At 46.9% G+C, this 25457-nt stretch carries 24 protein-coding genes; 5 read left to right on the top strand and 19 right to left on the bottom strand.

Features of this window, described 5'->3' with window-relative positions:
* Positions 1–344 precede the first annotated feature (344 nt).
* The 10 genes from ACQ5BJ_RS23385 to ACQ5BJ_RS23340 all read right to left on the bottom strand — a co-directional run bounded on the left by ACQ5BJ_RS23385 (position 345) and on the right by ACQ5BJ_RS23340 (position 10175).
* Positions 345–773 carry an NUDIX domain-containing protein gene (locus ACQ5BJ_RS23385; protein ID WP_430112603.1) on the bottom strand — a complete coding sequence of 143 codons (429 nt, stop codon included), beginning with the start codon at positions 771–773 and terminating at the stop codon, positions 345–347.
* A 115-nt stretch (positions 774–888) separates the two neighbouring features.
* Positions 889–1488 carry a response regulator transcription factor gene (locus ACQ5BJ_RS23380; protein ID WP_005542897.1) on the bottom strand — a complete coding sequence of 200 codons (600 nt, stop codon included), beginning with the start codon at positions 1486–1488 and terminating at the stop codon, positions 889–891.
* The gene (locus ACQ5BJ_RS23375; RefSeq protein ID WP_430053917.1) at positions 1485–2615 is read right to left on the bottom strand and encodes a sensor histidine kinase; all 1131 of its coding nucleotides are present in this window, start codon (positions 2613–2615) and stop codon (positions 1485–1487) included. Before ACQ5BJ_RS23375 ends, ACQ5BJ_RS23380 begins: the two co-directional genes overlap by 4 nt.
* Positions 2616–2684: 69 nt before the next feature.
* Entirely contained in the window at positions 2685–3746 is a 1062-nt protein-coding gene (locus tag ACQ5BJ_RS23370) for a fatty acid desaturase (protein ID WP_430112600.1), read from the bottom strand.
* Between the two features lie 234 nt (positions 3747–3980).
* Positions 3981–4802 (bottom strand): alpha/beta hydrolase, encoded by an 822-nt coding sequence (locus ACQ5BJ_RS23365; protein WP_005542902.1) that lies wholly within the window; start codon positions 4800–4802, stop codon positions 3981–3983.
* A gap of 78 nt (positions 4803–4880) precedes the next feature.
* A complete protein-coding gene (locus ACQ5BJ_RS23360) occupies positions 4881–5849 on the bottom strand; it encodes a FecCD family ABC transporter permease (RefSeq protein WP_157266613.1) in 969 nt (322 codons plus the stop codon).
* Between the two features lie 46 nt (positions 5850–5895).
* Complete coding sequence (locus ACQ5BJ_RS23355) at positions 5896–6903, bottom strand: FecCD family ABC transporter permease (RefSeq protein ID WP_005542905.1); 1008 nt, start codon at positions 6901–6903, stop codon at positions 5896–5898.
* Between the two features lie 38 nt (positions 6904–6941).
* Positions 6942–7967: an ABC transporter substrate-binding protein gene (locus tag ACQ5BJ_RS23350; protein WP_262866351.1), complete on the bottom strand. Its 1026-nt coding sequence runs from the start codon at positions 7965–7967 to the stop codon at positions 6942–6944.
* Between the two features lie 102 nt (positions 7968–8069).
* Complete coding sequence (locus ACQ5BJ_RS23345) at positions 8070–9713, bottom strand: AraC family transcriptional regulator (protein ID WP_430112597.1); 1644 nt, start codon at positions 9711–9713, stop codon at positions 8070–8072.
* Between the two features lie 168 nt (positions 9714–9881).
* Entirely contained in the window at positions 9882–10175 is a 294-nt protein-coding gene (locus ACQ5BJ_RS23340; RefSeq protein WP_005542909.1) for a hypothetical protein, read from the bottom strand.
* A 164-nt stretch (positions 10176–10339) separates the two neighbouring features.
* On the opposite strand from ACQ5BJ_RS23340, the gene ACQ5BJ_RS23335 reads away from it, so the two are divergent.
* Positions 10340–10726, top strand: coding sequence for a helix-turn-helix domain-containing protein (locus ACQ5BJ_RS23335; protein ID WP_163976814.1), 387 nt, complete (start codon positions 10340–10342; stop codon positions 10724–10726).
* A gap of 315 nt (positions 10727–11041) precedes the next feature.
* Here the strand turns inward: ACQ5BJ_RS23335 and ACQ5BJ_RS23330 are convergent, their stop codons facing one another.
* From ACQ5BJ_RS23330 to ACQ5BJ_RS23315, 4 genes are all read right to left on the bottom strand, one after another.
* Entirely contained in the window at positions 11042–12670 is a 1629-nt protein-coding gene (locus ACQ5BJ_RS23330) for an extracellular solute-binding protein (RefSeq protein WP_430112595.1), read from the bottom strand.
* A gap of 56 nt (positions 12671–12726) precedes the next feature.
* The gene (locus ACQ5BJ_RS23325; RefSeq protein ID WP_430112692.1) at positions 12727–13611 is read right to left on the bottom strand and encodes a carbohydrate ABC transporter permease; all 885 of its coding nucleotides are present in this window, start codon (positions 13609–13611) and stop codon (positions 12727–12729) included.
* Between the two features lie 13 nt (positions 13612–13624).
* On the bottom strand, positions 13625–14530 hold the full coding sequence (locus ACQ5BJ_RS23320; RefSeq protein WP_430112690.1) for an ABC transporter permease: 906 nt from the start codon (positions 14528–14530) through the stop codon (positions 13625–13627).
* Between the two features lie 119 nt (positions 14531–14649).
* Positions 14650–15828 (bottom strand): Gfo/Idh/MocA family protein, encoded by a 1179-nt coding sequence (locus ACQ5BJ_RS23315; RefSeq protein ID WP_268620073.1) that lies wholly within the window; start codon positions 15826–15828, stop codon positions 14650–14652.
* Positions 15829–16561: 733 nt separating this feature from the next.
* Here ACQ5BJ_RS23315 and ACQ5BJ_RS23310 point away from each other — a divergent pair.
* Positions 16562–16957, top strand: coding sequence for a hypothetical protein (locus ACQ5BJ_RS23310; RefSeq protein WP_005542919.1), 396 nt, complete (start codon positions 16562–16564; stop codon positions 16955–16957).
* Between the two features lie 375 nt (positions 16958–17332).
* Entirely contained in the window at positions 17333–18241 is a 909-nt protein-coding gene (locus ACQ5BJ_RS23305; RefSeq protein WP_367668622.1) for an NAD-dependent epimerase/dehydratase family protein, read from the top strand.
* A gap of 50 nt (positions 18242–18291) precedes the next feature.
* On the opposite strand, the gene ACQ5BJ_RS23300 is transcribed toward ACQ5BJ_RS23305, so the two are convergent.
* On the bottom strand, positions 18292–19341 hold the full coding sequence (locus tag ACQ5BJ_RS23300; protein ID WP_005542922.1) for a LacI family DNA-binding transcriptional regulator: 1050 nt from the start codon (positions 19339–19341) through the stop codon (positions 18292–18294).
* 273 nt (positions 19342–19614) lie between these two features.
* Between ACQ5BJ_RS23300 and ACQ5BJ_RS23295 the strand changes: the two genes are divergently transcribed.
* Together ACQ5BJ_RS23295 and ACQ5BJ_RS23290 are read left to right on the top strand one after the other, a co-directional pair.
* Positions 19615–20301 (top strand): glycosyltransferase family 2 protein, encoded by a 687-nt coding sequence (locus ACQ5BJ_RS23295; RefSeq protein WP_005542925.1) that lies wholly within the window; start codon positions 19615–19617, stop codon positions 20299–20301.
* Between the two features lie 74 nt (positions 20302–20375).
* Positions 20376–21194, top strand: a complete 819-nt coding sequence (locus ACQ5BJ_RS23290; RefSeq protein WP_430112591.1) for a WcbI family polysaccharide biosynthesis putative acetyltransferase — start codon at positions 20376–20378, stop codon at positions 21192–21194.
* 71 nt (positions 21195–21265) lie between these two features.
* Here the strand turns inward: ACQ5BJ_RS23290 and ACQ5BJ_RS23285 are convergent, their stop codons facing one another.
* The 4 genes from ACQ5BJ_RS23285 to ACQ5BJ_RS23270 all read right to left on the bottom strand — a co-directional run bounded on the left by ACQ5BJ_RS23285 (position 21266) and on the right by ACQ5BJ_RS23270 (position 25429).
* Positions 21266–22333, bottom strand: coding sequence for a hypothetical protein (locus tag ACQ5BJ_RS23285; RefSeq protein ID WP_268599328.1), 1068 nt, complete (start codon positions 22331–22333; stop codon positions 21266–21268).
* Positions 22334–22431: 98 nt separating this feature from the next.
* On the bottom strand, positions 22432–23424 hold the full coding sequence (locus tag ACQ5BJ_RS23280) for a hypothetical protein (RefSeq protein WP_268599329.1): 993 nt from the start codon (positions 23422–23424) through the stop codon (positions 22432–22434).
* 51 nt (positions 23425–23475) lie between these two features.
* Positions 23476–24900 carry a DUF4179 domain-containing protein gene (locus ACQ5BJ_RS23275; protein WP_268599330.1) on the bottom strand — a complete coding sequence of 475 codons (1425 nt, stop codon included), beginning with the start codon at positions 24898–24900 and terminating at the stop codon, positions 23476–23478.
* Positions 24887–25429, bottom strand: coding sequence for a sigma-70 family RNA polymerase sigma factor (locus tag ACQ5BJ_RS23270; RefSeq protein WP_430112588.1), 543 nt, complete (start codon positions 25427–25429; stop codon positions 24887–24889). The genes ACQ5BJ_RS23275 and ACQ5BJ_RS23270 overlap by 14 nt, the downstream gene beginning before the upstream one ends.
* Positions 25430–25457: the final 28 nt, after the last annotated feature.

Below are 25457 nucleotides of genomic sequence, written 5' to 3'. Positions count from 1 at the left end.
TATCTATCCTGAGTGTCAATGACCTTTTTTGCGGTATTGCATGCAAACAACCGATTGATGCCGTATAAATAAGAGCTGTTTATTTCCATGGGTTTTGTTCTACATGAGAAGAGTTCAGCTTTTTCAACAGTTTGATCGGTATTTGCGCTCTGCAGTATTTAAAATTTTTCTGCCCGTTAGCGTAACAATTGTTCCTCGATAAATAACAACAGTAACAGGATACAAGAATTCTGTTGCTGATAGCAGTTTTGTTCTGTTTTGTCGCTCCACCACATTATTTCCCGGAAAATGTTGCGCCCAACATATTTTCACTCGTTCCACTTAAACGAAACTAGATTCAAGTCTTATACTTTTCCTAGTAATCTATCTATTGCCGGCTTCGTGAAGCATGCCAATTGATCGGGCAGCTCGTTCAGGGAGAACCAGCGCATATCCCCGATTGCTCCGTCTGCCTCATTATTTCGCGCTTCGCCTCCCTGTACCGTCGTATCGAAGATAAGTGACACCCAGTGCTCTTCATTTTCGGGACGGATCGTTTCCGCTGTGCAAAGCAATTGGGTTACGGTAATGTCGAGGTTAACTTCCTCTTTCACCTCACGGATAACGCATGCCTCTAACGATTCGTACATATCCAACTTGCCTCCAGGAATGCTCCATGTCCCTTTTTCCGGATTCCGATTGCGCTTGACCAGCAGAATTTCGCCTTGGTGATTGCGAATTACCGCTCCTACACCTAATTTCGGAATTGCTGTTATCTGATTTGAAATCGTCATTATCAATCACCTCGTATCGAATATTCACTCATTAGACTGTTCAGATTCTGCTATGGTTTCATAAAAAAAGGAGTCGCACATTGAGCGCACTCCTCTATTGATATAGATATCCGGCTTACTTGAACCAGCCCTTCTCCTTAAAGCGCGTAATCGCCTCAATACGATTACCCACATTCAGCTTGTCGAGAATAACAGAAATATAGTTGCGCACGGTTCCTGTCGTGATATACAGCTCAGAGGCAATTTCCTTCGTGTTCTTTCCGTCTGCAATCAGGCTGAGCACTTCCTTCTCTCGTTCCGTCAGCGGATTTTCCTCTGCATAAGCCTCATCAACCAATTCCGAAGCATAGATGCGTCTGCCCGCCATAATATTGCGGATCGAGTCTGCCAGTTCCTCGCTCGGGCTGTCCTTGAGCAAATATCCATTCGCGCCAGCTTTTACAGCTCTCTCAAAATACCCCGGACGGGCAAAGGTTGTCAGAATGACGACCTTGCAATCGGAGCCCTTCAATTCCTCGGCCGCATCAAGCCCACTTTTTCCCGGCATCTCAATATCCATCAGGCAAATATCCGGATTGTGCTGATGAACGAGCTTCACAGCCTCATCTCCATTACTTGCTCGTCCGACAACACTCATATCCTCTTCCAAATCCAGCAGAGACGCTAGCGCTCCAAGCAGCATCCGCTGATCTTCCGCAATAACAATTCGTATCACGTCCCTACCTCCTTAAGCGGTTGTTTCGTTATGATCGGCACTTGAATAATAATGGTTGTCCCTTGATCACATACAATGTCCATACTTGCGTTAATAAACTCAAGCCTTTCCTTCATTCCCAGCAAGCCATTCCCTGTTGATTGAATGCTGCTGTCTATTCCGATCCCATTATCCTTTACCTTAACAGTATGCTCAGTCGGAGAGGTCTCAAGCTGAATCGAGCAGACCGTTGCATTGCTATGCTTCACGATGTTCGTTACGGCTTCCTTCAAGCACATACTGAGTACATTTTCATGCAAGAGAGAGATATTCGTAAACTTATCGCCTTCCAGCCTGAACTCAATTTGAGCTGCCTTCAAAATTTGCTGGATGCGGAACAGTTCATCCTCCAGACGCGTCCCCCGCATTTGCGTCACCAGTTCCCGCACTTCCTTCAATGCCGTTCTCGCGGTCTGCCGCACATCATTGATTTCCGCTTGTGCTCGCCCGGGATGTTTATGAATAAGCTTGCCTGCAAGGTCGCTCTTCAGCCCGATTAATGACAGCTTCTGACCGAGTGTATCATGCAAATCACGAGCAATGCGATGACGCTCCTGCAGCTTAACGAGCTCGGCAATCCGCTTGTTGGCATCCTCCAGCTCCCCCTGCAGCTTATCCCGCTTATTGCGGTTATAGGTTGTTACAGGCAGGAGGATGACTCCTATCATACTGACTAGGACAAACGGGAGCTGCGTAATAAGCACAGGGTTCTTCGTTACAAACCCATAATTAATTGTCACAATGGTACTTATAAGGTGAATCGTATACAGCGTAATAAACCCGATCTTATGTTGAATGTTCCCAATAAAAAACGCTAAGAACAGTGAAAAATAAACATACCCAAACAGCACGGTCATTGTAATCGAAATGATCACTTGGAAGGCAGTCCAAAAGTAAACCCACCAGCCTTTTGATACAAACGACAGCACATAACAGCCGAAGAACGCTAGGATCATAACGATTCCGATAACAACTTCATACGGTGAAGAGGCCCGAAAAATAAAATAAAAAGGAAGGATATAAAAGACCACCCATACATACGGGCTCAATCCCGTACTCCTGTGAAATATATGGTACCATTTCTGCATGGTTGTCCCCTCCTTCCCTTACGCCATATTTAATTGTATCTTACCATAAATGATGCCAGGCAGTGCTTATTATTCCCCTTGCATGCCTGCTCTTGGAGCCGGCTTGATAGAACTTCTAATGCGGCCTGATTTCTGCAGCAGCAACTGCTTGTGTTCCTTGAAGCTAACGAATACCTTTCTCTCTTCATCCCATAGTCGGAATCGGAACGATTTCAAGCTCGTACGCAAGGTGATCGTCGTTGCCTTCTGCAGCGGGATGGACGCATCATGCGCCTTCTCCAAATTGTAGTTCGGCACCTTCGGGCTCAGATGATGCACATGGTGGAAGCCGATGTTGCCGGTTATCCATTGAAGCAGCTTCGGCAGCTTGTAATAGGAGCTTCCTTCTACGGCCGCCTTCACATAGCTCCATTCATCCTCATGCTCGAAGTACGTCTCCTCGAATTGGTGCTGCACATAGAACAGCCAGATGCCGAGCATGCCCGACAAGAAGAAGATTGGCCCTTGGATCATTAGAAATGCCTGCCAACCAATGGCCCAACACAGCAATGTATATAACACTACAATTGCAATATTCGTAATGTACGTATTCACTCGCTCCTTACGCTTCGCACCTTTACTATTGAAGCGATACGCAATAAGGAAGATGGCAATCGGCCCGATGCAGAGCATAACCAGCGGATTGCGGTATACACGATACACAAAACGCGTCCACCAGGGAGCCTCCTCGTACTCCTCAACCGTCAGCACCCACATGTCGCCAATTCCCCGTTTATCTAGGTTGCTGCTTGTGGCATGATGGATAGAGTGACTGTGCTTCCATTGCTGGTACGGAACAAGGGTGATCACCCCTGTAATCGTCCCAAGTATATCGTTTGCCTTCCGGCTCTTAAAAAATGATTGATGACAGCAGTCATGAAATATAATGAATGTCCGAATGACAAAGCCGGACGCAATTACGACGAACACGAGCGATAACCAGTAAGATACCGCAAGGCTTGCATAGGCGGCATACCATAGAGCCAAAAGCGGCAAAATCGTATTGCATATTTGTCGAATGCTCGATCGCATATCGATCTGTTCATACGGCGCAACTTCCTTCTTCAAGCTAGTAAGCTTCGAATCGGCCATCGTGTCAGTTCCCCCTAAATTGTTAACGAACATAGGTGATATCGCGTAATTCCTTAACTTAATAACCTTAAGTATAAAGAATCCGACAAGCACGCAGTAGTCACAAACGTCAGTTGGAGGACATGATAAATGTCATATAGGACAGTGTGTCGCAGTTAGTCCAAATACTACTGTTTTCCAAAGCCAATGTTAGAACAAAACAGCCTGCTCTATGAGCAGACTGCTAGATCAACCTTATTTATGAAGCGCAAATCGAACCGCTCTACCAATCAAGCCGGGTAATACCGATAAATGTCCTTCACCGGGAAAAACGTGAAAATCAACGGATAAGCCGTTCTCCTCCAGCTTCTTCAAGCGCTGGTGCATCTCTTCCGCATTATGTAACATCCGGTTCGGATGCGAGGCCTCCTCTTCCCCGACGGTCATGAGCAGCCGCACAGGGGATGGATCAGACTCCACAGCACGGATCGACGTAAAGGTCTTCTCCGCCTCCAACACGCAGCGATTGCTCCACCAGATGGAGGGGCTGCCCGCAATATAAGTCTGGAACAGGTCAGGCTTCGTGAACATCGTATTCAGCGTGAACAAGCCCCCAAGCGAATGACCGAATAGCGCTTGCTTGGATCGATCTATCGGATAAGCCTCTTCTATTTTCGGCTTCAGTTCCTCCTCTATATAGCGAAGGAAGTTGTCGCCGCCGCCTGTAGGCGGCCATTCCTCCCCGCCCGGTCTTGGCGGCAAGGATGCGCGATCCGTTGGAGGCGTTAGTTCATAGAAGCGATCCGCAGGAAAGTCCCCTTCCGTCAAATAACCAATCCCCACAACAAGCAGCGGACCGAAGCCGCGAATGCCTCGCCCCTTCAACACGCGTGCCGACTCCGCGCAAAGAGGAAATAACGCGTTGCCATCGAGCACATACAGAACCGGGTATCCCTCCGAAGGAGCTTCGCCCTCGGGAACACTGACACTAATTCGGTAGTCTCGGTTCGTATGCGTAGACACCATATTATATACCGTAGAACGCGGCAGCGTAATCGGTTGTTCTGCTATTTTCATGCTGGTTCCTCCCCTATTGATGCGGAATGAATTCCGATGACTCTGTCGAGGCCAATATTATGCCTTTCTAGCATTGAGCTATTTCGGAGCTCGATACAGCAAATAAATAAAATACGGAACGCCGAGCAGCGCAACAACGATACCTGCCGGTAGTGAAATCGGCGCAAAAATCGTTCTGCCGATATAGTCCGAAACCACAACGATAACCATCCCGATAATCCCGCAAACGGGCAGCATACGATGATGGCTCACACCGACCAGCTTCCGCGCTATATGCGGTGCAATCAAGCCGACAAAGCCAATGCTGCCGGATACGGATACACAAGCACTGACAAGACCAATGCTGGCTATCAACAGCACATTCGTCTCCCGATTGACCGCCACGCCAAGACTCATCGCACTGTCGCGCTCGAATTGCAGCAAGTCTAATTTCCGTGACTTAAACCAGATGAAAGGGACGCAAATGATAAGCCATGGCAATGCGGCTACAACGTAATGCCAGTTTGCATTCCACACACTTCCTGACATCCACACCGTTGCCATCTCAAAGTCCTGCGGGTTCATCTTCAACGAAATGTACATGGACAAAGCGCCGAGACCTGATGCTACCGCAATACCGACAAGAATCAAGCGCTGCGGATCCAATCTGCCTCGATGCCATGAAAATGCAAAAATAAAGATGGCTGCCAGCAGTCCACCGATAAGTCCGAACAAAGGCATCGCCATCACAGCAAACCAATCTGTGCCGACGATTTTCCCTTGGAAGAAAAACATAAATAGTACGACTGCTGCACCGGCACCGGAGTTTATGCCCAAAATGCCTGGATCAGCAAGGCCGTTTCGCGTAATGCCTTGTATGACAGCGCCTGCTGTGCCCAAGCCGAGGCCCACTATAGCAGACAGCACAATGCGCGGCAATCTGAACTCGAAAATGACAAGATCATGATCCGGCTGCGGGTTAATACGCAGTAGCGTATCGACGACCTCTTTCACAGTCATGTCAAAGACACCGTTCGTCGTGCTAACATAGACAGCGGTTAAGAACATAGCAATTCCTACGCCAAATACAATCCACCAACGAAGCAATGAATCTCTATGCACGTTCTCCCCCTCCTTTTTTGCGAATGAGATAGAGGAAGAATGGAACACCGATTAAGGCTGTCACTACACCAACCGGAGTTTCGAATGGATAGTTGATGAATCTGCTGAGCACATCAGCGAGGCCAAGGAACAATGCCCCCAGCAAGCCTGCACAAGGCACCGTCCATCGGTAATCGAGTCCAACCAGCATGCGTGCAATATGGGGAACAATTAAGCCAACAAAGCCAATTTTACCTGCCAGCGCTACCGAAATACCGGTCAAAATGACGACTGAAGCGGTTGCAAGCAGCTTCACGAAAAATGTCTTCTGCCCTAAGCCAGCCGCAACATCCTCGCCGAGCGAAAGTGTCGTAATTGATCTGGTGACGGACATCGCTAAAATAAATCCAACAATGGCAAATGGAATAACAAGCTTAATTAATTGGGGATCCAATTGATGAAGCCTTGCATTATACCAGAAGCTGATGTTTTGTGAAATTTGAAAATAAACTGCAATCGCAGATGAAATGCTGCTGAGCAGCGTTCCAATAACCGTTCCGACAATCGCCATCTTCACTGGTGACAACCCTCCTGGAATCGTGGAGGCCAACCCCCACACGACGGCGACGCCAAACAATGAACCTAATAACGAAAAGAAAATCATTTCAATGGATGATGCAGAAGGAACCAAAATCGTGCACAACGTAATGACGAAGGCCGAACCATCAGATACCCCCATAATAGAAGGGGATGCAAGATAGTTTCTTGTCATCCCCTGCATCATGGCCCCTGATATGGCTAGAAACGCTCCGATCAAGAGCGCTCCTATTACCCTTGGCATGCGCGAGTGCATAATAATTTGATGATCTACATTGTCCGGATTGAAATGGAATACGGCATTCCATACGGTATTCGCATCAATGTTCTTAGCTCCATATAGCACGGATAATACGATGACCGCCACCATGGCAATTGGTGACAAGATCATAATTGCAATCGCCAATGCCTTCTTATTATGCATATCGTACCAACCTGTTGTTTATTATTTGAACAGCCGAATTATTGGGACAGCTTATCTACTGCTGCTTCAAGGAACAAGAATTTGCTAAGCGCCGTACCGCCTTGCGCAAGCGGATCTACAACATTGACGAACACTTTCCCATTCTTAACCGCATTAATGCTCTTCCAGATCGGATTGTTCTCCAATTCTTCCAGTGCTTTCGGTGTGTCCTTATTCTCATCTGGAGAAAACTGAACGAACAGATAGTCAGGATTGATTTCCGAGAATTTCTCAAGCGAAATCAATTCTTGCGCTTTCGCTGCTTTCACTTCTGCTGGAGCGGTAAAGCCCAAATCTTTATAAAGGGAAGCATTAAAGAATACGCCCTCAGGGTAAATCGCCAGATCTCCCTTACGTACGCGAACGGCCAAAACCTTCTTATCCTTCAGTTTATCGCCAAGCTTCGCCTTAGCCGCATCCAGATCGGCTTTATACTTGTTCAAAGCTTCTTCCGCTTCTTTTTCCTTGCCTGTCAATTCCGCCAAAAGCTTTAAATTAGCTTCCCAATTCGTCGAAACGTGGGATACCGGAACTGTAGTCGTAATTTTTTTGAACTTCTCGATAGCCTCTGGTTTGAATTTCGTAGAAGCAAGGATAATGTCAGGCTTCAGCTTTAAGATGCCTTCGTAGTCTGGCTCCATCTTCTCTCCAACCGATACCGCTTCCGTTGTCGCTTTCTTGAACAAGTCTGGGAACTGACCGCTCACACTGATTGCGCCAACTGGCTTCGCGTCAAGCACAACTGCATCTTCCATGGATTCCATAGAACCTGAAATCACAATGCGCAAATCCTTTTTAGCAGGAACTGTATATGTCTGATCCAAATATGTAATCGTTCTTGTTTCTCCGGACGGTGCAGCCTCTTTATCTTTATTTTCCGTGTTAGACGCTGGTGCAGTCGTTTCCGCAGCAGAGCCGCTCTTTGTGTCAGCTCCCTCTTGCGTCTTGCCGCCACCAGCACCGCACGCTGTCAAAGCTAGTGAAAGTGAAAGCAATAATAACCCCTTAGCCATCCATTTGTTCATTTATTTCTGAACTCCCTTCGAATTCTATCAATTGATAATGATTATCACTATTAAATGATAGAACGTTTGTCTCAAATCTCCAATGGATAATTTCCTGAATTGTTATGGACATTTTCCGGATAAAAGCTCGAGCATGGTTTCCATCATACGTTCCATTGCAATAGGTGAATACTCTACCCATGGATCCGTATGTATCATGTGCATGCGCTGATGGCGAACAGCCTCCAGCTGCTGCCATCGCCAGCTCTCTTGAAGCTGCTGCCACGAGGCCAATGTTTCACTCTCTTGGCAGACATTGACGAGCAGGCGATCCGGATTGATTTGGGCGAGCTGCTCCAATGACATTTCTACGTTATATATAGGCTCCTTCCATTGGAATGCGGGCTTCAACTGCAAGCTGCCGAACATGACCTCGGCAATTCCGCGATTGCAATATGCGAAAATTTGCTGCCTCAGAATTCTGACGAAGAGAAGCGACTCATTCCTCACACGCAACGGAAGCTGTTCCCTTATCCAATTCACTCTGCGGTCGTACCGTTTCAACCAATTTTCAGCATCACTGTCCTCCCCCAGCAGCTTCGCCGTATGCTTCAATTGATCGCGCCAATTCATTGCGCTAGGAATCGAGCAAATGTTGCCCATCTGCTCGAGCTGCTCCTGCTCTTCCCTAATCAGATCGTCCATTGTCACGATGATATCCGGCGACACTTCTTGAAGCTTTTCAATGTTGGCAGCCCAATGTTCGTTCACACGGTATGCACTGAGATGAACCGGAATGTCATAGCGATATTGATCATAATAGTATTTCGTCCATTTCGGGTGCAGCGGTGCGGCATACGGAATGATATTGAGTGCAAGGAGATAGCCTGCAACGCCCGTTCCGTACGCTGCAATTTTCCTTTTGCGGCTTCTCATATATACCGAAGGCGAGACTCCAACCACTTGCTTGAACTTGCGGCTGAAATAGAATTCATCCTGATAGCCGACCTGATGCGCAATATCGCGCAGCTTCACGCCGGATCGGTTGAGAAATTCCTTCGCCTTGTTCATCCGCAGCTCTGTCAAATAATCATGGGAGCTCATGCCATACGTCTTTTTGAACAGATCGACAAAGTATTTGGGACTTACACCTGCAATAGCACCGAGCTGCTCGATCGACAGGCTGTCGTTGTAATGAAGATCCATGTAAGCCTTCGCGCGTTCAATTGCTGGGCTGCTTTGCTCGCTCATCGCCAGCGGCGTATGGTTCAATAGCGTATACAGAAGCTCCTGAAAGGCGAATTGGGCGCGGAATCGCTCCTGTGCATGCACACTGCCATGCATGCGAACGACCGCATCACAATGCAGGGCAAGCTCCCCTACGGAGGATACTGCAATACTCTCGTGCTGCTCCAGCTCCTCCTCACGTCGAAGGGGCTGAAGCTGCGCTTCCCCCTCTACTTCTTTATACATATCAAAATAAAAGAGATAGGCCTCTATTCCATCTTCTGCGTCAGACCGCAGGCCAAATGTATGCTCGGGAACGAACCAATACGCACAATCGCGGGACAAGGAATACTCCCGGTTATCGAGCTGCAGGGTTCCATGCCCCTGAGTCGTAATGAAAAGCAGATGCGTGCTTGTCCATTGCTGGGCAGATTGATAGCCCTGGATCTGCTTGTAATATTCAGCCCCGCGAAGCCTGTATGTTGCTTCACTCCAGGTGATACGGCTGCCAGCCTGATTTACTTGCTTAATCGTTTTCATGCTGCCTCCTATTTATATAGAAGAAATCGGTGAGCTTGCACAGCTCTTCTAACCATCATAATGATAATGATTCTCATCGTCAACATTTGCTTTGCATGCCTGCAAATTAAATAGGCCCAACAGTTAAAACCGTTGGGCCTCATGGCAATCTTTATGCTAGTTCGTGTTCTAGCTATCGCTCTTGGTCAACTCCTCTTCTGACTTGTGCAAAAAGATGAGCATCTTTAGGCCATCCTGTACGCCCTTTGCATAAATCCATCCCATTTGCATGGAAGCAATCTCGTTCTGCACCTCTATCCACTCCTTGAGCAATCTTCGGCCATTGCGTTCCAGCTTGCGCTGTATCGCGCTTTCCAATTCATCTAGCTTATTCTGCAGCTGTATAATATCCGGCAGTCTATCGACTTGTGTTCTTAGAAGTTCCAATCGTTGATGCAAGGTATCCGTTACCCAATCCGACATGATTCTTCCTCCACCTCGATTACTAAACTAACTGCAATTATCCACTATACATCTAAATTTCCATATACTAGTTCCATTATAGTATAACATTTATTTTATTGTTATGTTATAGTGATATCTCATTTTCTTCTGTGATTCACTAACCTCTAACTGAGGTGACCATCATGTCAGATTTGCTTAAGCTTGTTGGCGAACAGCTAAGGATGATTCGAATCGCAAAGGGATTAAGTCAGGAGCAAGTTGCCGAAAGAACCGGGAAAGAAGGCATGGGCAAGTCACGCATATCCGATATTGAATCCGGTAAAGTCAATGTAACTCTGAAGACATTGGAATCCCTTATGCACGCGCTGGATATTGTACCTAGTGAACTGTTTGACTTTCAGAAGCTCAACGTCGCGGACGGCATCGAGGATAAACGAATGCTTCTTGATCTACATAGAATTACGCTCATGGAAAGATCAATTGATGAGGTTAAGTATGTGGTTCGGACTACGAAGGATTTCCTCAACACGATAGATGCACACAGCTCGAAAGGAAATAAGCGTTCCTAAGCACAGCAACCGATAATCACGGCCAAAACATCAAAATACGAAAAGCCCGCCATCTTAATCCAGCGGGTTTTTCGTATTGCAAAATGGCGAACGTCCCTGGAATATGGTGTGGCTGAGACACTTGCTAGATCGTCATTGCTCAATACCTTTCATGCGTTTCATTCGAAATCGAGTGACCCCATTATCCGAAATTTCATAGTAATGGCTTATGAAAACGGTGTCAATATTTTTTCTAAGCCCTTTCATGCATAAAAAAGTGACCCGCAATGCAGCACTTTTCCAAGTGTACACTGCGAGCCACATTATCGATTATAGTTATTTTCCGCCCTTATAACGCTCATAAGCAGCTTCATAAATTTCCAAGTAACGCTTCACGTTCATTTGCTCCAACTGCTTCACGTACGCATCCCACTGATCGGAGCCTGCTGCTCCAGAGGCGAACTTGTCGCGCATCTCGTCGATATATGTCTGAATGTCCGTCTGGATCGTCGTCAATTCTTCCTGTTCCTCTGGCGTGAAGTTGAAGGATGGCCACACATCCTCCATTTTCACCGAGAATGGCTCTGCATCCTGCGCATTTTTTATAGAAGAAGGATAGCCCTCTGCACCCTTGAAGAACTTCTGCTTCACGATGCCCGGATAGTAGCCGCCCGGCCACGTTAGGTATTGGCTGATGGCTTGATCCAGATTCAAACCATCCTTGTTGTTCTTAATCGCATCTAAATATTCATAGTCACCCTTGTCGTTCACCTGATAAGTAACGCCTTCAAAGCCCATGAAGAACATCTTCGCGCCTTCATCGCCATAGAAATGATCAATCCAGCGTATTGCGGCTTCTGGATTCTTCGCTTTGTCCGTCAAGACGAACATGCCGAGGTTGCCGAGCGGCGAACCGATATTCGTCAGCAGCTTCTCCCCGTTCACCCCTTGAATGACCGGCATCCCCACATAGCCGTCCTGATTGTACACGGCCTTCGGATCAACACCGTCCAAGAATCCATATAAGCCGGCGCTCGCTTTCGACGTAATGTCCGTATCCTTCATCGTGAAGGTTTCCTTATCCAGCAGTCCATCCTTGTACAGCTTAGCGACATATTGCATCAATTGCTTATATTCATCAGTTGACTGAACAAAGCGAAGCTTGCCCGTCGCCGGATCGAGATCTACATTCGGGTTGGCTATCCCATTCTTGCTCAAGCCGAAGGGACCGCGCAAAACGTTGATCATAATGCTGACGCCCCGAGATCCCCACGGAATCTCATCCTGCTTGCCGTTCTTGTTCGGATCCTTTTCCTTAAACGCTTTCAACACCTGAACCAATTCATCCAGATTCGTTGGCGCCTTCATCCCTACGTTATCGAGCCATTCTTGTTTCACCCACGGGGTGCCATAAAACAGCGATTTGAACTCCGGATCGAATATCGTTGGGAAGCCGTAAATGCTGCCATCCGGCATTGTAATCCCCTTTTTCACAATCGGGTACTGCTCCACTATCCTCTTGAAGTTCGGCGCATATTGATCAATGAGGTCGTTCAGTCTTAGAAATGTTCCTTGGCTACCGTATTTGATTAAATCCGTCTTCGGCAGTGCAGAGGCGAAAAACATCTCCGGATAATCGCCGCCCGCCAGCTTAATGTTACGCTTCTCCTTCAGACTGTCGACCTGCACTGTCTCCCACTCGATATGGATGTTGCTCATTTTCTCGTATTCCTGCCAGAGCATCAGCTTGCTCCAGTCGGCAGAAGCGAAGAACTTTCCGGCAAAGGCCGTCATCGTCATTTTGTCCTTCGCGATCGGCATGCCTTCCTTGTTCATCAGCGCCACACGCTCATCGCGATTGCCTTCGTTCGCTGCACCACCGCCGCCTCCGCCGCACGCCGTTACGAGCAATGAAAAGCTTAGCACCACACTAAGCGTCAATGTGAACCATTTTCTTGAACGCATCACATGTCCCCCTTGATTATTCAATATTAGAATATCGATGGCAGCGCCAGTGCGAGCTACCCCTTCAATGCGCCAATCATGATGCCCTTTACGAAGTATCGCTGCAAGAACGGATACAACATCAACATTGGCAAATTCGCTACGACGAGCACAGCGTACTTTAACCCTTCCACGCTCATCTTCATCCGTACCGCTGATTCAGAAGTCAGCTTCACGAACTCGCCGGAATCGCTTTGAATCAAAATTTCACGCAGGATAAGCTGCAAGGGGAATTTCTCCTTCGTCGCCAAGTAAATCAAGGCATTGAAGTACGAGTTCCAATGACCTACTGCATAGAAAAGCACCATAACAGCAATAATCGGCATGGACAGCGGCAGTACGATACGAAGCAGCGTTTGAATGTGGGTGCATCCATCAATCATCGCGGATTCCTGAAGCTCACCGGGAATCGACTGCTGGAAGAACGTGCGCATAATGATGATATTCCACACGGATACGGCATTCGGGATAATCATGACCCACAGCGTATCGAGCATGTTCAAGTTTTTAATCAATAAATAAGTAGGAATCAATCCGCCCCCAAAGAACATCGTGAATACGATAAGCCCGGTTACTAGTCCCCGCCCCGCCAGATCACGGCGAGATAATGGATATGCGGCACATATGGTCATCACGACATTAAGCGCCGTTCCGATAACCGTATATAGAACGGTGTTGCTGTAGCCGAGCAGAATGTCCTTGTTTTGAAAAATTTTCGCATAGGCATCAAGGTTGAAGCCCTTCGGAATGAGCCACATATCTCCGCGCAGCACGTGTTCCGGATTGCTGATAGAAGCACTCAATACGAATACGAGCGGGTATAAAACGATGAGAGTAAGCAAAGTAAGCAGCGTGTAATTGATTAGGTTAAATAGGCGGTCGCCAAACGAACGGTCAATCATCATCTGTCCCCCTTTACCATAGGCTCGTCTCGTTGACACGCCGCGCAATGTAGTTCACAAGAATCAAGAGCGCAAAATTGACAACGGAATTGAACAATCCAACGGCAGCAGAGAAGCTGTACTGCGCGTCCAGAATACCGGTGCGATACACATAGGTGGAGATGATATCTGAGCTGCTCATATTGAGTGAATTTTGCATGAGAAATACTTTCTCGAAGCCGACTGACATGATGCTGCCCAGATTCAAAATGAGCAGAATGATAATTGTCGGCGCTATCGTAGGCAGATTAATATGCCAGATGCGCTGTATACGCGTTGCACCATCAATGGTAGCTGCTTCATGCAGCTGGTGGTCGACACCGGAAAGCGCAGCCAAGTAGATAATGGAGCTCCACCCCATCGTCTGCCATACATCGGACAGCACATACAGCGTTTTGAACCAGCCCGGTGAGGTCATAAAGGTGATCGGCTCGCCGCCCATCGCCACAATCAGATGATTGATAATGCCTGTGCTCGGATTCAGAAAAATAAACAGCATACCCACAACGACGACAACCGACAAGAAGTGTGGGGCGTATGTGATGGTCTGTACGATTTTCTTGAACCGCTCGGCCTTCACTTCGTTCAGCATCAGCGCAAGCAGGATCGGGACTGGGAAGCTTATCGCCAAGGAATACAGACTGATGAGCACCGTGTTCGTCAGCAAGCGTTCGAAGTAGAAGCTGTTGAAGAAGCGTTCGAAATGCTTGATGCCCACCCACGGGCTGTCCCATATCCCCTTATTCGCCATGAAGTCCTTGAAGGCAATCTGAATGCCATACATCGGCAAGTAGTGAAAGATGATATAGTACAGCACGACCGGAAGCAGGAGCAGATACAGCTGCCAATTTTTCACCATTCCCTTGCGGATTCGCTCCATTCTGCTGTTGCGTCCAAGTGCAAGCTCACCGGAACGCTGCATTGCAAGATTTGTTGCCTTCATCGCCTCTTCCTCCTCGGTGCATCGTCCAAGTTCAAGCTATCCGGCTGCTTCATGGATTAGCCCTCCGATAGTATGGCGGCAGCGTCCAAATTCGGTACTGGCGAGACAGAGACAACACCGCCGCCTTGGCGAATGGATTGGGTTGCCGCACAACCTACAGCCACGCTCATACGGCCCGAAAGAGGAGTTGCTATCGGCTCCTTGCCATCCAGAATCATATCGACGAAGTCCTTGCAAATATTTGGATCCGCTCCGCCATGCGATCCCTTCGCCTCCTTAATCTGATACACGCGGTCTGCAAGCTCGCGCTCTGTATTGGATTTGCGCGTCCATACGTATACTTTGTCTTCCATCTCGTTATTTTCCATCCGGCCTTCCGTGCCGATAAAGGTATAGTTCCGCTGATAATCAGGTGTAAAGTGGCATTGTAAGTAGGAGGCCTTAATCCCGCCTTCCAGCTCCATAATGACCATGTTGTTGTCCTCTACATTCACCTCTTCACGGTATGCGCATTCGATCAGTCTCCCTGGACTCGCTTCCGTACACGTAGTCCGCTCGTCACAGGTTGGACAGGTTAAATCATTCGGCTTATCCCCGCCATAAAAGTCCAAGCTGCCAAATGCGCTCACTTTCGTCGCATAGCTCCCTGTAATCCAATGAATGATATCGATATCATGCGATCCCTTCTGGAGCAGCAATCCAGTACTGTTCTTGGAGTTCGCATGCCAATCGTGGAAATAGAAATACCCGCCCCAGCCTACAAAATGTCTTACCCATACGGCCTTGATCTCGCCAATTACACCAGAATCCACAATTTCCTTCATCGTGCGGTACATATTCATGTAGCGCATATTGAAGCCGACCATCAGATGCTTGCCGGATTCCTTCCATGCGTTCAAAATGTTGTCGCAGCCTTCCACCGTAATCGCCAGCGGCTTCTCGCAAAATACATGCTTGCCAGCCCTCAGCGCAGCTACCGCATGCTCCTCATGACAGAAATCAGGCGAGGTCACCGCGATCGCATCGATATCTTCGCGTGCAAGGAGTTCCCGATAGTCTGTCGTGACGAACGCTTCCGGGTTAACATCATCCTTGAATTCCTGAAGGCGCTCTGGATAAATATCAGCTGCCCCCACTACAATGGATCTCCCGTCCGGCTGATGCCAATATTTTGCGATAGTCCCTCTCCCTCGTGCACCAATCATGCCAATTCGAACTTGCTTCTCTGTCTTCATTTCCTCATTCTCCTCTCGATTACGCTTGCAAGCTTTGTCCATAAGCGGCCGCTTGCAGCAGCACATCGCCTTCTATAATAAAGCGCTTACAATACGCGATGCCGAAACGAAACTCTTTCTTCACTGCTAACATAGACTCATATAAGGGAAACGAAATACAAGCAAATAAAGCACGAATCGAATCGTTATGCTTTCTGTCGGCTTGATTATGAATGAGGTGAATTTGTAAGACGCTATTCATGTCATACAGCAATAATTGATGGGCGGATGCTCTCTTGCTTATTTTTTAACCTGTTGTGGATTCTTGGGCTTGCGGAAATAGTAATGAGGTTTGCCCAAGGTGTATTGGAATTTGGGCGGTTATCACTTTGCACAAATAACAAAGATATTTGGGGTGAAATTTGAAGTTTGGATAGGAATCAAAACTATATCCCAATTGGTAATTATTACACTTATAGACTTGTCGTCATTATATTATGCGCAACTTTATACCGTCAATAAGATTTTGGATAAAATTTCGAAAAGCCAAATTTAAATAAATTTGGGGCAAATTCAACGTTGCTCAACCATGCGCGTTAACGCGCGATTGTTTAGGATCTTTCTCGCTGCTGTTTACACTATAAGTAAAATTACCACCTGAAACAGTCATAACTCTCCACTAACACAAAAATGGTAAATACTATAAGATTTGTTTGAGAATACGAAGCACACAATTTCGAGGAGGGAAAACGATTTGAAGAAGACATTACTGGCTTTCTCTGTGATTGCCATGCTAAGCACATCATTCGTACTAACTTTCAACACGCCAACAGTTGGGGCCATCCCGGCAAAAGAATGCAAAGCATCTAACTTCGGCAAGGATACTGAACCTCGCAGACTGAAGGTGGACGACTGGGGTTCAACCATCTTCTATTGCGGCAATAGCCGCCATCCTGACGATCAGATTAATTTGGAGCGGGAGAATGGAGAAATCGATCATGAGTACGACACCTCCGTTGTTGATGATGTAAGCATCGATGGCTCTGTACTGGAATATAGAGCGGTCGGGCCAGGCACAACGAGGATTAGTGTATGGCTGCCTAAGGCGAAAAAATTTGCAAGTGTAAAGGTTACAGTTGAGGACGAATAACTCCTCCAACCATTGTCAGTTTTCTTTCTCAAAGTAAAATAGTAGATCACCTATGTAGTTTTACTAAATTGTACTACCTGTGAAACAAACGTTACCTTCAGAAAAGGTGGAGTTAGGGGGGTTATATTTGAACCCGAACTCGACCTTTTTTCTTCATTGTGCTGCAAATGTCTGCTTCCAAGTCCGTTGGAATATAAAGTAAATACATGTTATATTGAATGTACAAAGAAACTGATCTTTTCGTATTTGGTGGGTCGCACTTCCTTTTACTAAAGAACGGTTTCTTTTCTATATGACAAAAGAGGGAATACTCCAAGTCATTCTAGACTTCGAGCCCCCCTGTCACCTTATGAAACAATAAGGGAGGAGTTTGGCATGAGTAAAGTGTTGGTTTTAGGCGGAACTCGCTTCTTCGGAAAAAAGCTTGTTCACTTGCTTATTCAAGAAGGAGCTGATGTGACCGTAGCTACACGAGGACATACGGTCGATTCATTTGGCGACCAAGTGAAGCGGCTTCAGCTTGACCGAACCGATCCGGAGCAATTGCGCGCAGCCGTTGCCGATACCGAGTGGGATGTCGTATACGATAATATCTGCTATCATCCGCAGGAGGCATTCCAAGCTTGCGAGATATTCGTAGGCAAGGTCAAGCGATATATTTTTACGTCTACCTTATCCGTCTATCCCTTCGGCCAAACTGAAAAATATACAGAAGGAGCATTTTCCCCTTATACATACGCAATTCCAGCGGATGTACCTAAAGACATTGCATATGGAGAAGGCAAAAGACTTGCCGAGGCTGTTCTGTTCCAGAACGCCTCCTTCCCCGTATGCGCCGTTCGATTTCCCATTGTGCTCGGTATGGATGACTATACGAAGCGGCTCCATTTCCATATCGAGCATATTCAGCGAGGTCAGCCGATTGGACTTCCGAATCCGCAGGCCAGCATAAGCTTCATCACCTCAGACGAAGCTGCCCGCTTCCTATTCTGGCTAAAGAACCAGCATTTCGAGGGGCCGGTCAATGCCTGCTCGGACGGTGCCTTGTCCATTAGCGAGATCATCAGGCTCATTGAAGAAAAAGTCGCCAAGCAGGCAGTTATCGTGGATACCTCTGATTCCGAGCAGGATGCAGCCCTTGATGATGCACACCGTTCTCCCTTCGGTATACCAGACGATTGGGGAATGGACACAAGCAAGGCAGCCAAGCACGGATTCAAATTTGACTCGATTCACGATTGGTACCCTAAGCTTCTTGAACAAATCATCCATTCAAATGAGTGAGGTTGAGAAAGCAAGCGAAACCTCTCCACAACGGTAAGGAGCATTTCAAGCTAGGATGCTCCTTGACTATTCGTTGACTCGCGCACAACCAGTTCAAAGGGAAGCAGCATGCGAAACGGTGTTGGATAAGGAGCGGTAAGCCCATCCAACAGCGCCTTCGCTGCTGCGTACCCCATTTCATACTTCGGAATATGAATGGACGACAACGGCGGGGAGCTATATTTTGCAAATTCGATATCATCTACGCCGATAAATGCGATGTCGCTGGGAATAGACATGCCTTCCTCCGCCACTGCGCGCATCGCTGCAATCGCCATCATATCACTCGCACAGAACATTGCTGTGGGGCGATCCTCAAGCTTGACCAGTTGCTTCATTCCATCATAGCTGCGATCCGCATCCCATTCTGCATCGACGACCCAATTTGGATTCAGCTCACAGCCTGCTTCCTCCAGAGCAATTCGATACCCACGATACCTCTTCTCCCGCTCCAGTTGACCGAGAAGTCCCTTTCCGCCAATAAATCCGATTTTACGGTGACCATTCTGAATAAGGTGACCAACCGCAACTCTCGCCGCATTCATTCGGTCATAGGAAATGACCGGTACGGTAGGATCCGCTACGTCGATACCTACAATATTGGGCACTCTTTCCTTTAGCCACTTATATAGCGCAGGTTTCATTCCTTCCACACAAATGATTCCGCTAAGCTGATAAGACTGGAGTAAAGATTCAAATAGTACGGGGCTTTTTAGTTCGGCCTGGGTATGCAAAAATGCAAGTGAAGCTCCTGCCTCGAGCAGCTTAGCCTCTATTCCTTGTATGATTGGAGAAAAGTAAGGATGATTGTACTTGTTGTCGGGAAGTGAAAGGATGCAGCCAATCGCATGAGTGGACACTGGAGTTGAGTGGTTCCGCGTGCGGGTACGCGCTTTGGAATTGGCTGTGGATGTCGCATGATAATTGAGTGATTTGGCGGCTTGCCATATTTTCTGCTTCGTCTCTTCACTGATTCTCCTACTGTCATCGTGATTGATGACTCGTGATACGGTCGAAATCGATACGCCGACCTTCTCTGCAATATCTTTCAGTCTGACCATGCTTCCTCCCTGGCAGTATGACATTATCTTCTCGACATCATGTAAGCAGCCTTGTTGTAAATCACAGCATACCACAGGGATCATACACTTGAAAGCATGAAGTAAGCATATTATTGTGCTGCTCTCCATCTGAATAATCCGTCTTTATACTGTATATTTTTTTGCAAATAGGGACATTTTGTCCCTGACCAACGGCAATTGTTCTGCATTATATATACAAACATAAGATCATCCAATCCGCTATGTGTCGGAGCTTTGTGGAGGGACTTTCAGATGAATTATATTCTTGGCATTTTTTATGTCAACCGGCTCGATTTATTAGTTCAGGCACTTGCGAGCATTCAGCCTTGTTGGCCGCATACAGTCGTTATCGACAACTCCAGCAGCCGCGATCTCCGCCGGGAAACCTCCCTTTCTTCCATCGTGTCTATTTATGAGCCTCCTATCCCTTTTTCACATAGCCAATCCCAAAATATGCTGCAGAAATGGGGCGCAGAGAGGAACTGCGATGCCGTGCTGTATATGCATTCTGATGCAGAAGCACTTAAAGGGGTTCCAGAAGCATTATTATCGACAATTGCAGCTTGGCAGCAAGTAGGTTACAAATGGGGAATTGCCTTCACGAATCTGGATACACTCGCTGCTTTTCAGATGGAGGCGATAAAGACTGCCGGCCCGTGGGATACGCTGCTGCCGATGTACTTTTCCGATCAAGATTGGTATCGGAGAGTAGTATTGTCAGGCTACCCGATCATTCATACTGGGCTTCAAGTGACTCATCATAATACCGGGGCGTCAACGGTGAAGTCTGATCCGCTCCTATCCCACCTCCATCAAGTTACCTATCCCTTATATCAGCGATACTACGAAATCAAATGGGGCGGTTCATTGGGGCAAGAGACATACCAACTCCCTTTCAATCATTTTCCTCTTAATCCCGTAGATCACTATCTCCTGTAGCTTGATCCCGAATACGAACCGCAAGCATGGATTGACATTCTGCCTGCATAGGCAAGACAAAGGGGGTTCAGTCGATGAAAAAATGTATTGTATTCGGGAATTGCCACGTGTTTCCGATACGCAGGTATTTGATGTCTTCACACACATTCCGTTATAGTTATAAACTGCTTGAGATACTTCCTATTCAAGGTTGCAATCAAGAAATTGGCGTAGGCGATGATCTTCTGGGCGAATGCGATCTGTTCATTTACATGAGAACGAGCGACGCTTATGGTCCGTATTTGTCCAGCGAGTATTTGTTAAGCAAGCTCCCAGAGCGATGCGTAAAAATCAGCATAGGCAATGCCTACTTTAAGACCTATTACCCGCAATTTACTTTCGATAACAAGGATACCCTTTACGGATACGAGGATCAGAATGTTATCCGATTGTTAAAGAAAGGAGAAAGCAAAGAACGAATCGTCGCGCTGCTGTCTGATGAGCAATTTTATTCAGCCCAGCAATTGCACATAATCCATACTGACTTCATGAACAACCTCCGCCAACGGGAGATCGGCATCGATATTCCGCTTGCGAATTTCATCGAGCAGCATTATCAGAAGGAGCATCTGTTTTGCACGGTCTGCCATCCTCGATACCATATTATCCGTTACTTAGCGATGAACATTTTGCAGAGAATCGGAATTTCCCCGCTCGAAATTGCGAACGCCTTTTATGATGTCGATTTTATTGATTTGATTCATCCTATTTATCCAAGCGTCATCAAGCATTTGAACCTAAAATTTCTGCAGCCGGGTGCCCGTATCTATTCGCTGGGAGACGAGAAATTCTCCTTTCAGGAATATATTGCGCGGTACGTGGATATTCACAGCAAGGAGCTGCAACTGGTGTAGGGTTCGCATAATCTCGTCGGAAGAGACTCTGATCAGATGTAAAAAAATCAGAGAGCAACCAGCTCTCTGATTTATTCTGCTGAAAGAGCGCCTAAAGCCTCTGATTTCGCAACAAGTTCTCTGTTTAGTACGAAGACCTTTCCTTTTTCATTTATAGCTGCCAAAATGCTTGGACTGCCCTCTTTCAAAAACGTATAGTTGTTATCCTCTACCTTTACTTGGTATCCTGTCACGTCGATGCCGAATATTTTCTTAATCATCGGATTCATTGTTTTTATGGCTTCCGCAGCAGTATACTTTGGCTTGGCGAACTTCTTCTTCAACTCTTCCCTGGAGCTATAAACTGGTCTTTCTGCCCCCAAAGAAATATTCTGTACCTTACTCGTTTCCGCCTCAACCCTTACGTTTATTGACTGCTCGTTATTTTGAGTGAATAAATAAAGGTCAGCCCCTTCCCCTACAAAGCGTTGGACGGAATCGAACGCTATCTTCTTTCCGCCGGTTAATGCTCCTGCTGCCTGTTGAGCAGCTTGGACAGCCCTCTGATCAACCTTAGACTTCGGCACATTATAAATTGCCATCTGCACTTTGCCGCTTTTCGCGTCGATGGCAAGATGGTAAGGACCTAACGTACTGATTTCGCCGCTTGCTCCATGAATGTTCAATTTTGTAATATCGTCATACGAGAGACTCTTCTCTGTTTCTGTGATGGCTGCCTTGATCTTTGTCCGGATGCCCTCGTCCAAGGAAGAGAGTTGAGGATCGAGTCTGATTTGATAGATTTCGCCGGTTTGTGCTTTGATCGTAACCTCGGCAGCAAATATTTTCTCCTCTCCCTTTACGGGATACGTTACGGTTCGATAGGCTTTCGAATAAAGAGTAGGCTCTTTTTTCCCATCGATTTTATACGAATACCGAACGCCCTCAAAATCGATTTCTCCATTTACGAACGGCTTCAAAGCTTCCTTCGCCTTCTCCACCAACTCCTTGTCCAAATCCTTAACGGTCTGTGTGAATCCCGGCTCGCCTTGTTGTTTGGAGTTGGCCGCTGCTGCCGCAGCGGATGTCGGTGCCGGAATAGAGGCCATAAACAGCGCCGCCGCGGTTACGGATAAAAGAAATACGTTCCATCGTTTCATGAATAAATCCTCCTATATCAACTTCCTAAATTAGTTTCACCCAAAATTTTATTCGGCGCTTTACCTTGAGCCTATATCCGGAGCTTTTCCGGCTTCCATTAGTTCCTCTTGCCATTCTCAGGTAACAGACTGATGCCGAAGCAATTCCCTTTCAAGTCCACTCTTGCTTCTATCGCAGGACTGCCTTTTTTCGTAAAGGAAAATTTATTTCCGTATTTCGACTCCTGCTTCACCCCGTACCCACTCAAGCTTATATTGAATAAAGACTTTGATTTGGCTTCTACCGCAGCTTTCACCTTCTTGATGTCTAAATCCGCATATGCTTTGTCTTTGTCAGGAACATCTATTTTCTTTAAGAGAACATCATAGATTTTGCCCGTAACAGCACCGATCTCCAGACCTACCCACTGCTCTTCATTGCCGCCGTCAATTCGCCATACGTAGGAATTCTCTTTCATTTTCGGATCTTTGTTCACGAACTTGTGCAGTTGAGCTTTCGTTAATACTGGATTTCCGCCATTCGAAAACTTCTTCAAGGCTGCTTCTGCATTTTTCCGTATCGAAGCATCTATGTTCTTATAGGCGTAGTCAATATAAGCGGTATGATCCTGATCCGTCATGGACGCGGCAAAATCCTCACCCAGCATCGAAATACGGGTTTGACCCGAGGACTTATGTATATCTACCTGTTTCGGTGCATACTTCCGTTTATGATTCAATTCATTAAGCAAGCCCAACATCTTGTTCTGCTTGGTCTTATCTAATTGAGCGAAGGTGAGGCGCAGGTTCAAAAATATAATTTCCTTCGTGTTCTTGCTCATCATCATATTCCCTAAATTGTCTTTGAAAGTAATCGTCAAGTTCGATCCTTCCATGATCACATCGGCCTCAGCGATAGACAAGCCTGACAAATCACGAACCTCTTTTTTAATTTTCTCTTGGATTTCCTTACCCAAATCTTTTAGCTTTATCGTTTTTTGCTCACTTGCCTGTGTGACCTTCTTCGCCGCATAGGATTCCGTTGCCGGTAAGGCTGTCAGCACAAGCGCTGCTGCCGCCATGCACATCCATACTTTATTCCATGATTTCATTTGAAATTGCTCCCTTCGCATTGTCTGTTTGCGTTCAGCTATTTTGTGTACCTATTCCGTAACAGGGATTGTCATTTCCAAGTCCTTGATATAATCCACGAGTGGAATATCCTCCGTCACGAATGTCAGCTTCTGATCGGGCGATACTTGGTCAAATTCCGCGACAAAGCCATAATTCTCGGGATCGACCACCCGAATTTGCTTTTTGTTGAGCAAATGCCCTTGCTCGTCTTCCACATGTAAATAACGACCGTTACCAAACGGATTGTCGCCAACCTTGTTGTAATAGACAAATAATCTGTCGCCCTTCCATTTCATGCGCGTCACTTCCAAACTTCCGGCCGCTCCTTGGCTGAGAATCAGTGGCTTATCTTCGCTTGGCATCTCGGTAACCGTAGTTTTATTCTGAGACAATGGATTCTTGGAGATTCTTATGAAATATGGCTTTACCGTAATTGATTTCGGTAGATGTTGAAACGGTGCGAAATTGAAATCCAACGTGCTGTGCATAACCTCATTAATCAGCGTCCCCGTCCCTCCGCCTCCATTAACAAGTTCAAGCTCAATTCCACGATCATCTATAACGGCAACGTGAGACTCGATGTACATCAACGACTCCTCCTTCATGAAGTGTTGTGGATATGTATATTTCAATATCACTTGAGTTGAAGCTTCCGACATCACGATTTTGTCTACTTTCATCGTCGTCTCTCCGTACTTTTTTACCATGTCCGATGTGATGGTTCGCGAAGGGACTTTTTTCACAGGAAAGCTGAATTCAAATCGCTCCTGCTCCATTCCCTCCAAGAACACAAACAGCTTCAATTCAAACTCATCGGGCAGGTTCCAGTTAGGCCTAAAATTAATGACACTGTTTACCGTCTTGCCGTCTTCCGACAGGATGCGATCCCGTAAACTGCTCGCAAAATGATCGAGTTCTCCGTCAATCGCCAGCTTTACTTGTTCAATTTTTCGCCCTGGCGCCGGCTGAACAAAGCCCACGGATAATCTCGTCCCATCGTAGATGACCTTGGATACTTTCAGCGTTTCTCCGTTAAGCGTCATGCTTTGATTGACATTTTCGACGAGCCCCTTTTCATCCGCTGCCTGCAATCCTAAATCTCCAGCAATCGTGAACACGGTATTCAGAAGCGGAATCTTCTTCAATGTCTGCGCCATCACCGGCGATACGAATCCAGAGCCGATAATGCCCATGCCGATAAAAGACACCGCTGCCGTAATGATGGCGACTTGGCGCATGCGTCTCTTTTTTCGGCTTGCAGCATTCGATCGCAGTGCTTGAACGGACTGCTCTACACTCTGCTTTACAACATCAGGCACAGCGTCCTTCTTAGCTGCAAGCTCTCGAAGCTTCGCATAGGTAGCGTCGTATTGCTGCCGCACCACACCTGGGACCTCACGAGGCTTATTGGCAGCCGCCTGCTTGAGCACATGCTCCATATCAACATGTTTCATAGTCGCCCTTCCTTTCAAAAGGATTGTCCATCACCTTCGCCAACGTTGCACGGGCCCAATGCAAGCGCGACTTAATCGTTCCTTCCGACGTATCAAGCAGCTCCGCTATATCTTTCACAGACATGTCCTCAAAATAATGCAGCGAAATAACGATACGATGATTATCCTCCAACCGATCAATCTCCGCGATCAGATCCAAATACTCGATATGCTCATCATCCGCAGCAGTTGCCGACTTCATTGGAAGATCAGCCATAACGACAACCCGCTTCTGCTTGTTGACTAATTGGTGACATTCATTCATCAAAATACGAAACATCCATGTCTGGAAGTAAGCAGGCTCTCGCAAGGTATGTATCGCGCGAAACGCCTTGAATATCGCCTCTTGAATCACGTCGGCGCAATCCTCATCCCGCTTCAAGATGGAACGTGCTACCCGATATAAACTGCGCTCCATCCCAGTAATAAGCCGAATAAATGCTTCGCAATCTCCCTGCTGTGCCAGCCTTACTTCGTCTACCGTTAGCACATTTATAATCCTCCTCTAGATTTGAATA

This window comes from Paenibacillus sp. B1-35, from assembly GCF_050474385.1.
In the GTDB taxonomy this organism is placed as follows: Bacteria; Bacillota; Bacilli; order Paenibacillales; family Paenibacillaceae; genus Paenibacillus_B; species Paenibacillus_B alvei.
Note: the sequence above shows the minus strand (reverse complement) of the source record. Positions and strands in the feature narration are given on the sequence as shown.

Coding starts and splice junctions, on each gene's coding strand:
- ACQ5BJ_RS23360 (WP_157266613.1), bottom strand. CDS start 5,849: ATGTTCTTAACCGCTGTCTATGTTAGCACGACGAACGGTGTCTTTGAC.
- ACQ5BJ_RS23295 (WP_005542925.1), top strand. CDS start 19,615: ATGAATTATATTCTTGGCATTTTTTATGTCAACCGGCTCGATTTATTA.
- ACQ5BJ_RS23335 (WP_163976814.1), top strand. CDS start 10,340: ATGTCAGATTTGCTTAAGCTTGTTGGCGAACAGCTAAGGATGATTCGA.
- ACQ5BJ_RS23385 (WP_430112603.1), bottom strand. CDS start 773: ATGACGATTTCAAATCAGATAACAGCAATTCCGAAATTAGGTGTAGGA.
- ACQ5BJ_RS23280 (WP_268599329.1), bottom strand. CDS start 23,424: ATGAAATCATGGAATAAAGTATGGATGTGCATGGCGGCAGCAGCGCTT.
- ACQ5BJ_RS23275 (WP_268599330.1), bottom strand. CDS start 24,900: ATGAAACATGTTGATATGGAGCATGTGCTCAAGCAGGCGGCTGCCAAT.
- ACQ5BJ_RS23355 (WP_005542905.1), bottom strand. CDS start 6,903: ATGCATAATAAGAAGGCATTGGCGATTGCAATTATGATCTTGTCACCA.
- ACQ5BJ_RS23345 (WP_430112597.1), bottom strand. CDS start 9,713: ATGAAAACGATTAAGCAAGTAAATCAGGCTGGCAGCCGTATCACCTGG.
- ACQ5BJ_RS23365 (WP_005542902.1), bottom strand. CDS start 4,802: ATGAAAATAGCAGAACAACCGATTACGCTGCCGCGTTCTACGGTATAT.
- ACQ5BJ_RS23370 (WP_430112600.1), bottom strand. CDS start 3,746: ATGGCCGATTCGAAGCTTACTAGCTTGAAGAAGGAAGTTGCGCCGTAT.
- ACQ5BJ_RS23330 (WP_430112595.1), bottom strand. CDS start 12,670: ATGCGTTCAAGAAAATGGTTCACATTGACGCTTAGTGTGGTGCTAAGC.
- ACQ5BJ_RS23300 (WP_005542922.1), bottom strand. CDS start 19,341: ATGGTCAGACTGAAAGATATTGCAGAGAAGGTCGGCGTATCGATTTCG.
- ACQ5BJ_RS23285 (WP_268599328.1), bottom strand. CDS start 22,333: ATGAAACGATGGAACGTATTTCTTTTATCCGTAACCGCGGCGGCGCTG.
- ACQ5BJ_RS23325 (WP_430112692.1), bottom strand. CDS start 13,611: ATGATTGACCGTTCGTTTGGCGACCGCCTATTTAACCTAATCAATTAC.
- ACQ5BJ_RS23315 (WP_268620073.1), bottom strand. CDS start 15,828: ATGAAGACAGAGAAGCAAGTTCGAATTGGCATGATTGGTGCACGAGGG.
- ACQ5BJ_RS23290 (WP_430112591.1), top strand. CDS start 20,376: ATGAAAAAATGTATTGTATTCGGGAATTGCCACGTGTTTCCGATACGC.
- ACQ5BJ_RS23350 (WP_262866351.1), bottom strand. CDS start 7,967: ATGAACAAATGGATGGCTAAGGGGTTATTATTGCTTTCACTTTCACTA.
- ACQ5BJ_RS23305 (WP_367668622.1), top strand. CDS start 17,333: ATGAGTAAAGTGTTGGTTTTAGGCGGAACTCGCTTCTTCGGAAAAAAG.
- ACQ5BJ_RS23340 (WP_005542909.1), bottom strand. CDS start 10,175: ATGTCGGATTGGGTAACGGATACCTTGCATCAACGATTGGAACTTCTA.
- ACQ5BJ_RS23375 (WP_430053917.1), bottom strand. CDS start 2,615: ATGCAGAAATGGTACCATATATTTCACAGGAGTACGGGATTGAGCCCG.
- ACQ5BJ_RS23320 (WP_430112690.1), bottom strand. CDS start 14,530: ATGGAGCGAATCCGCAAGGGAATGGTGAAAAATTGGCAGCTGTATCTG.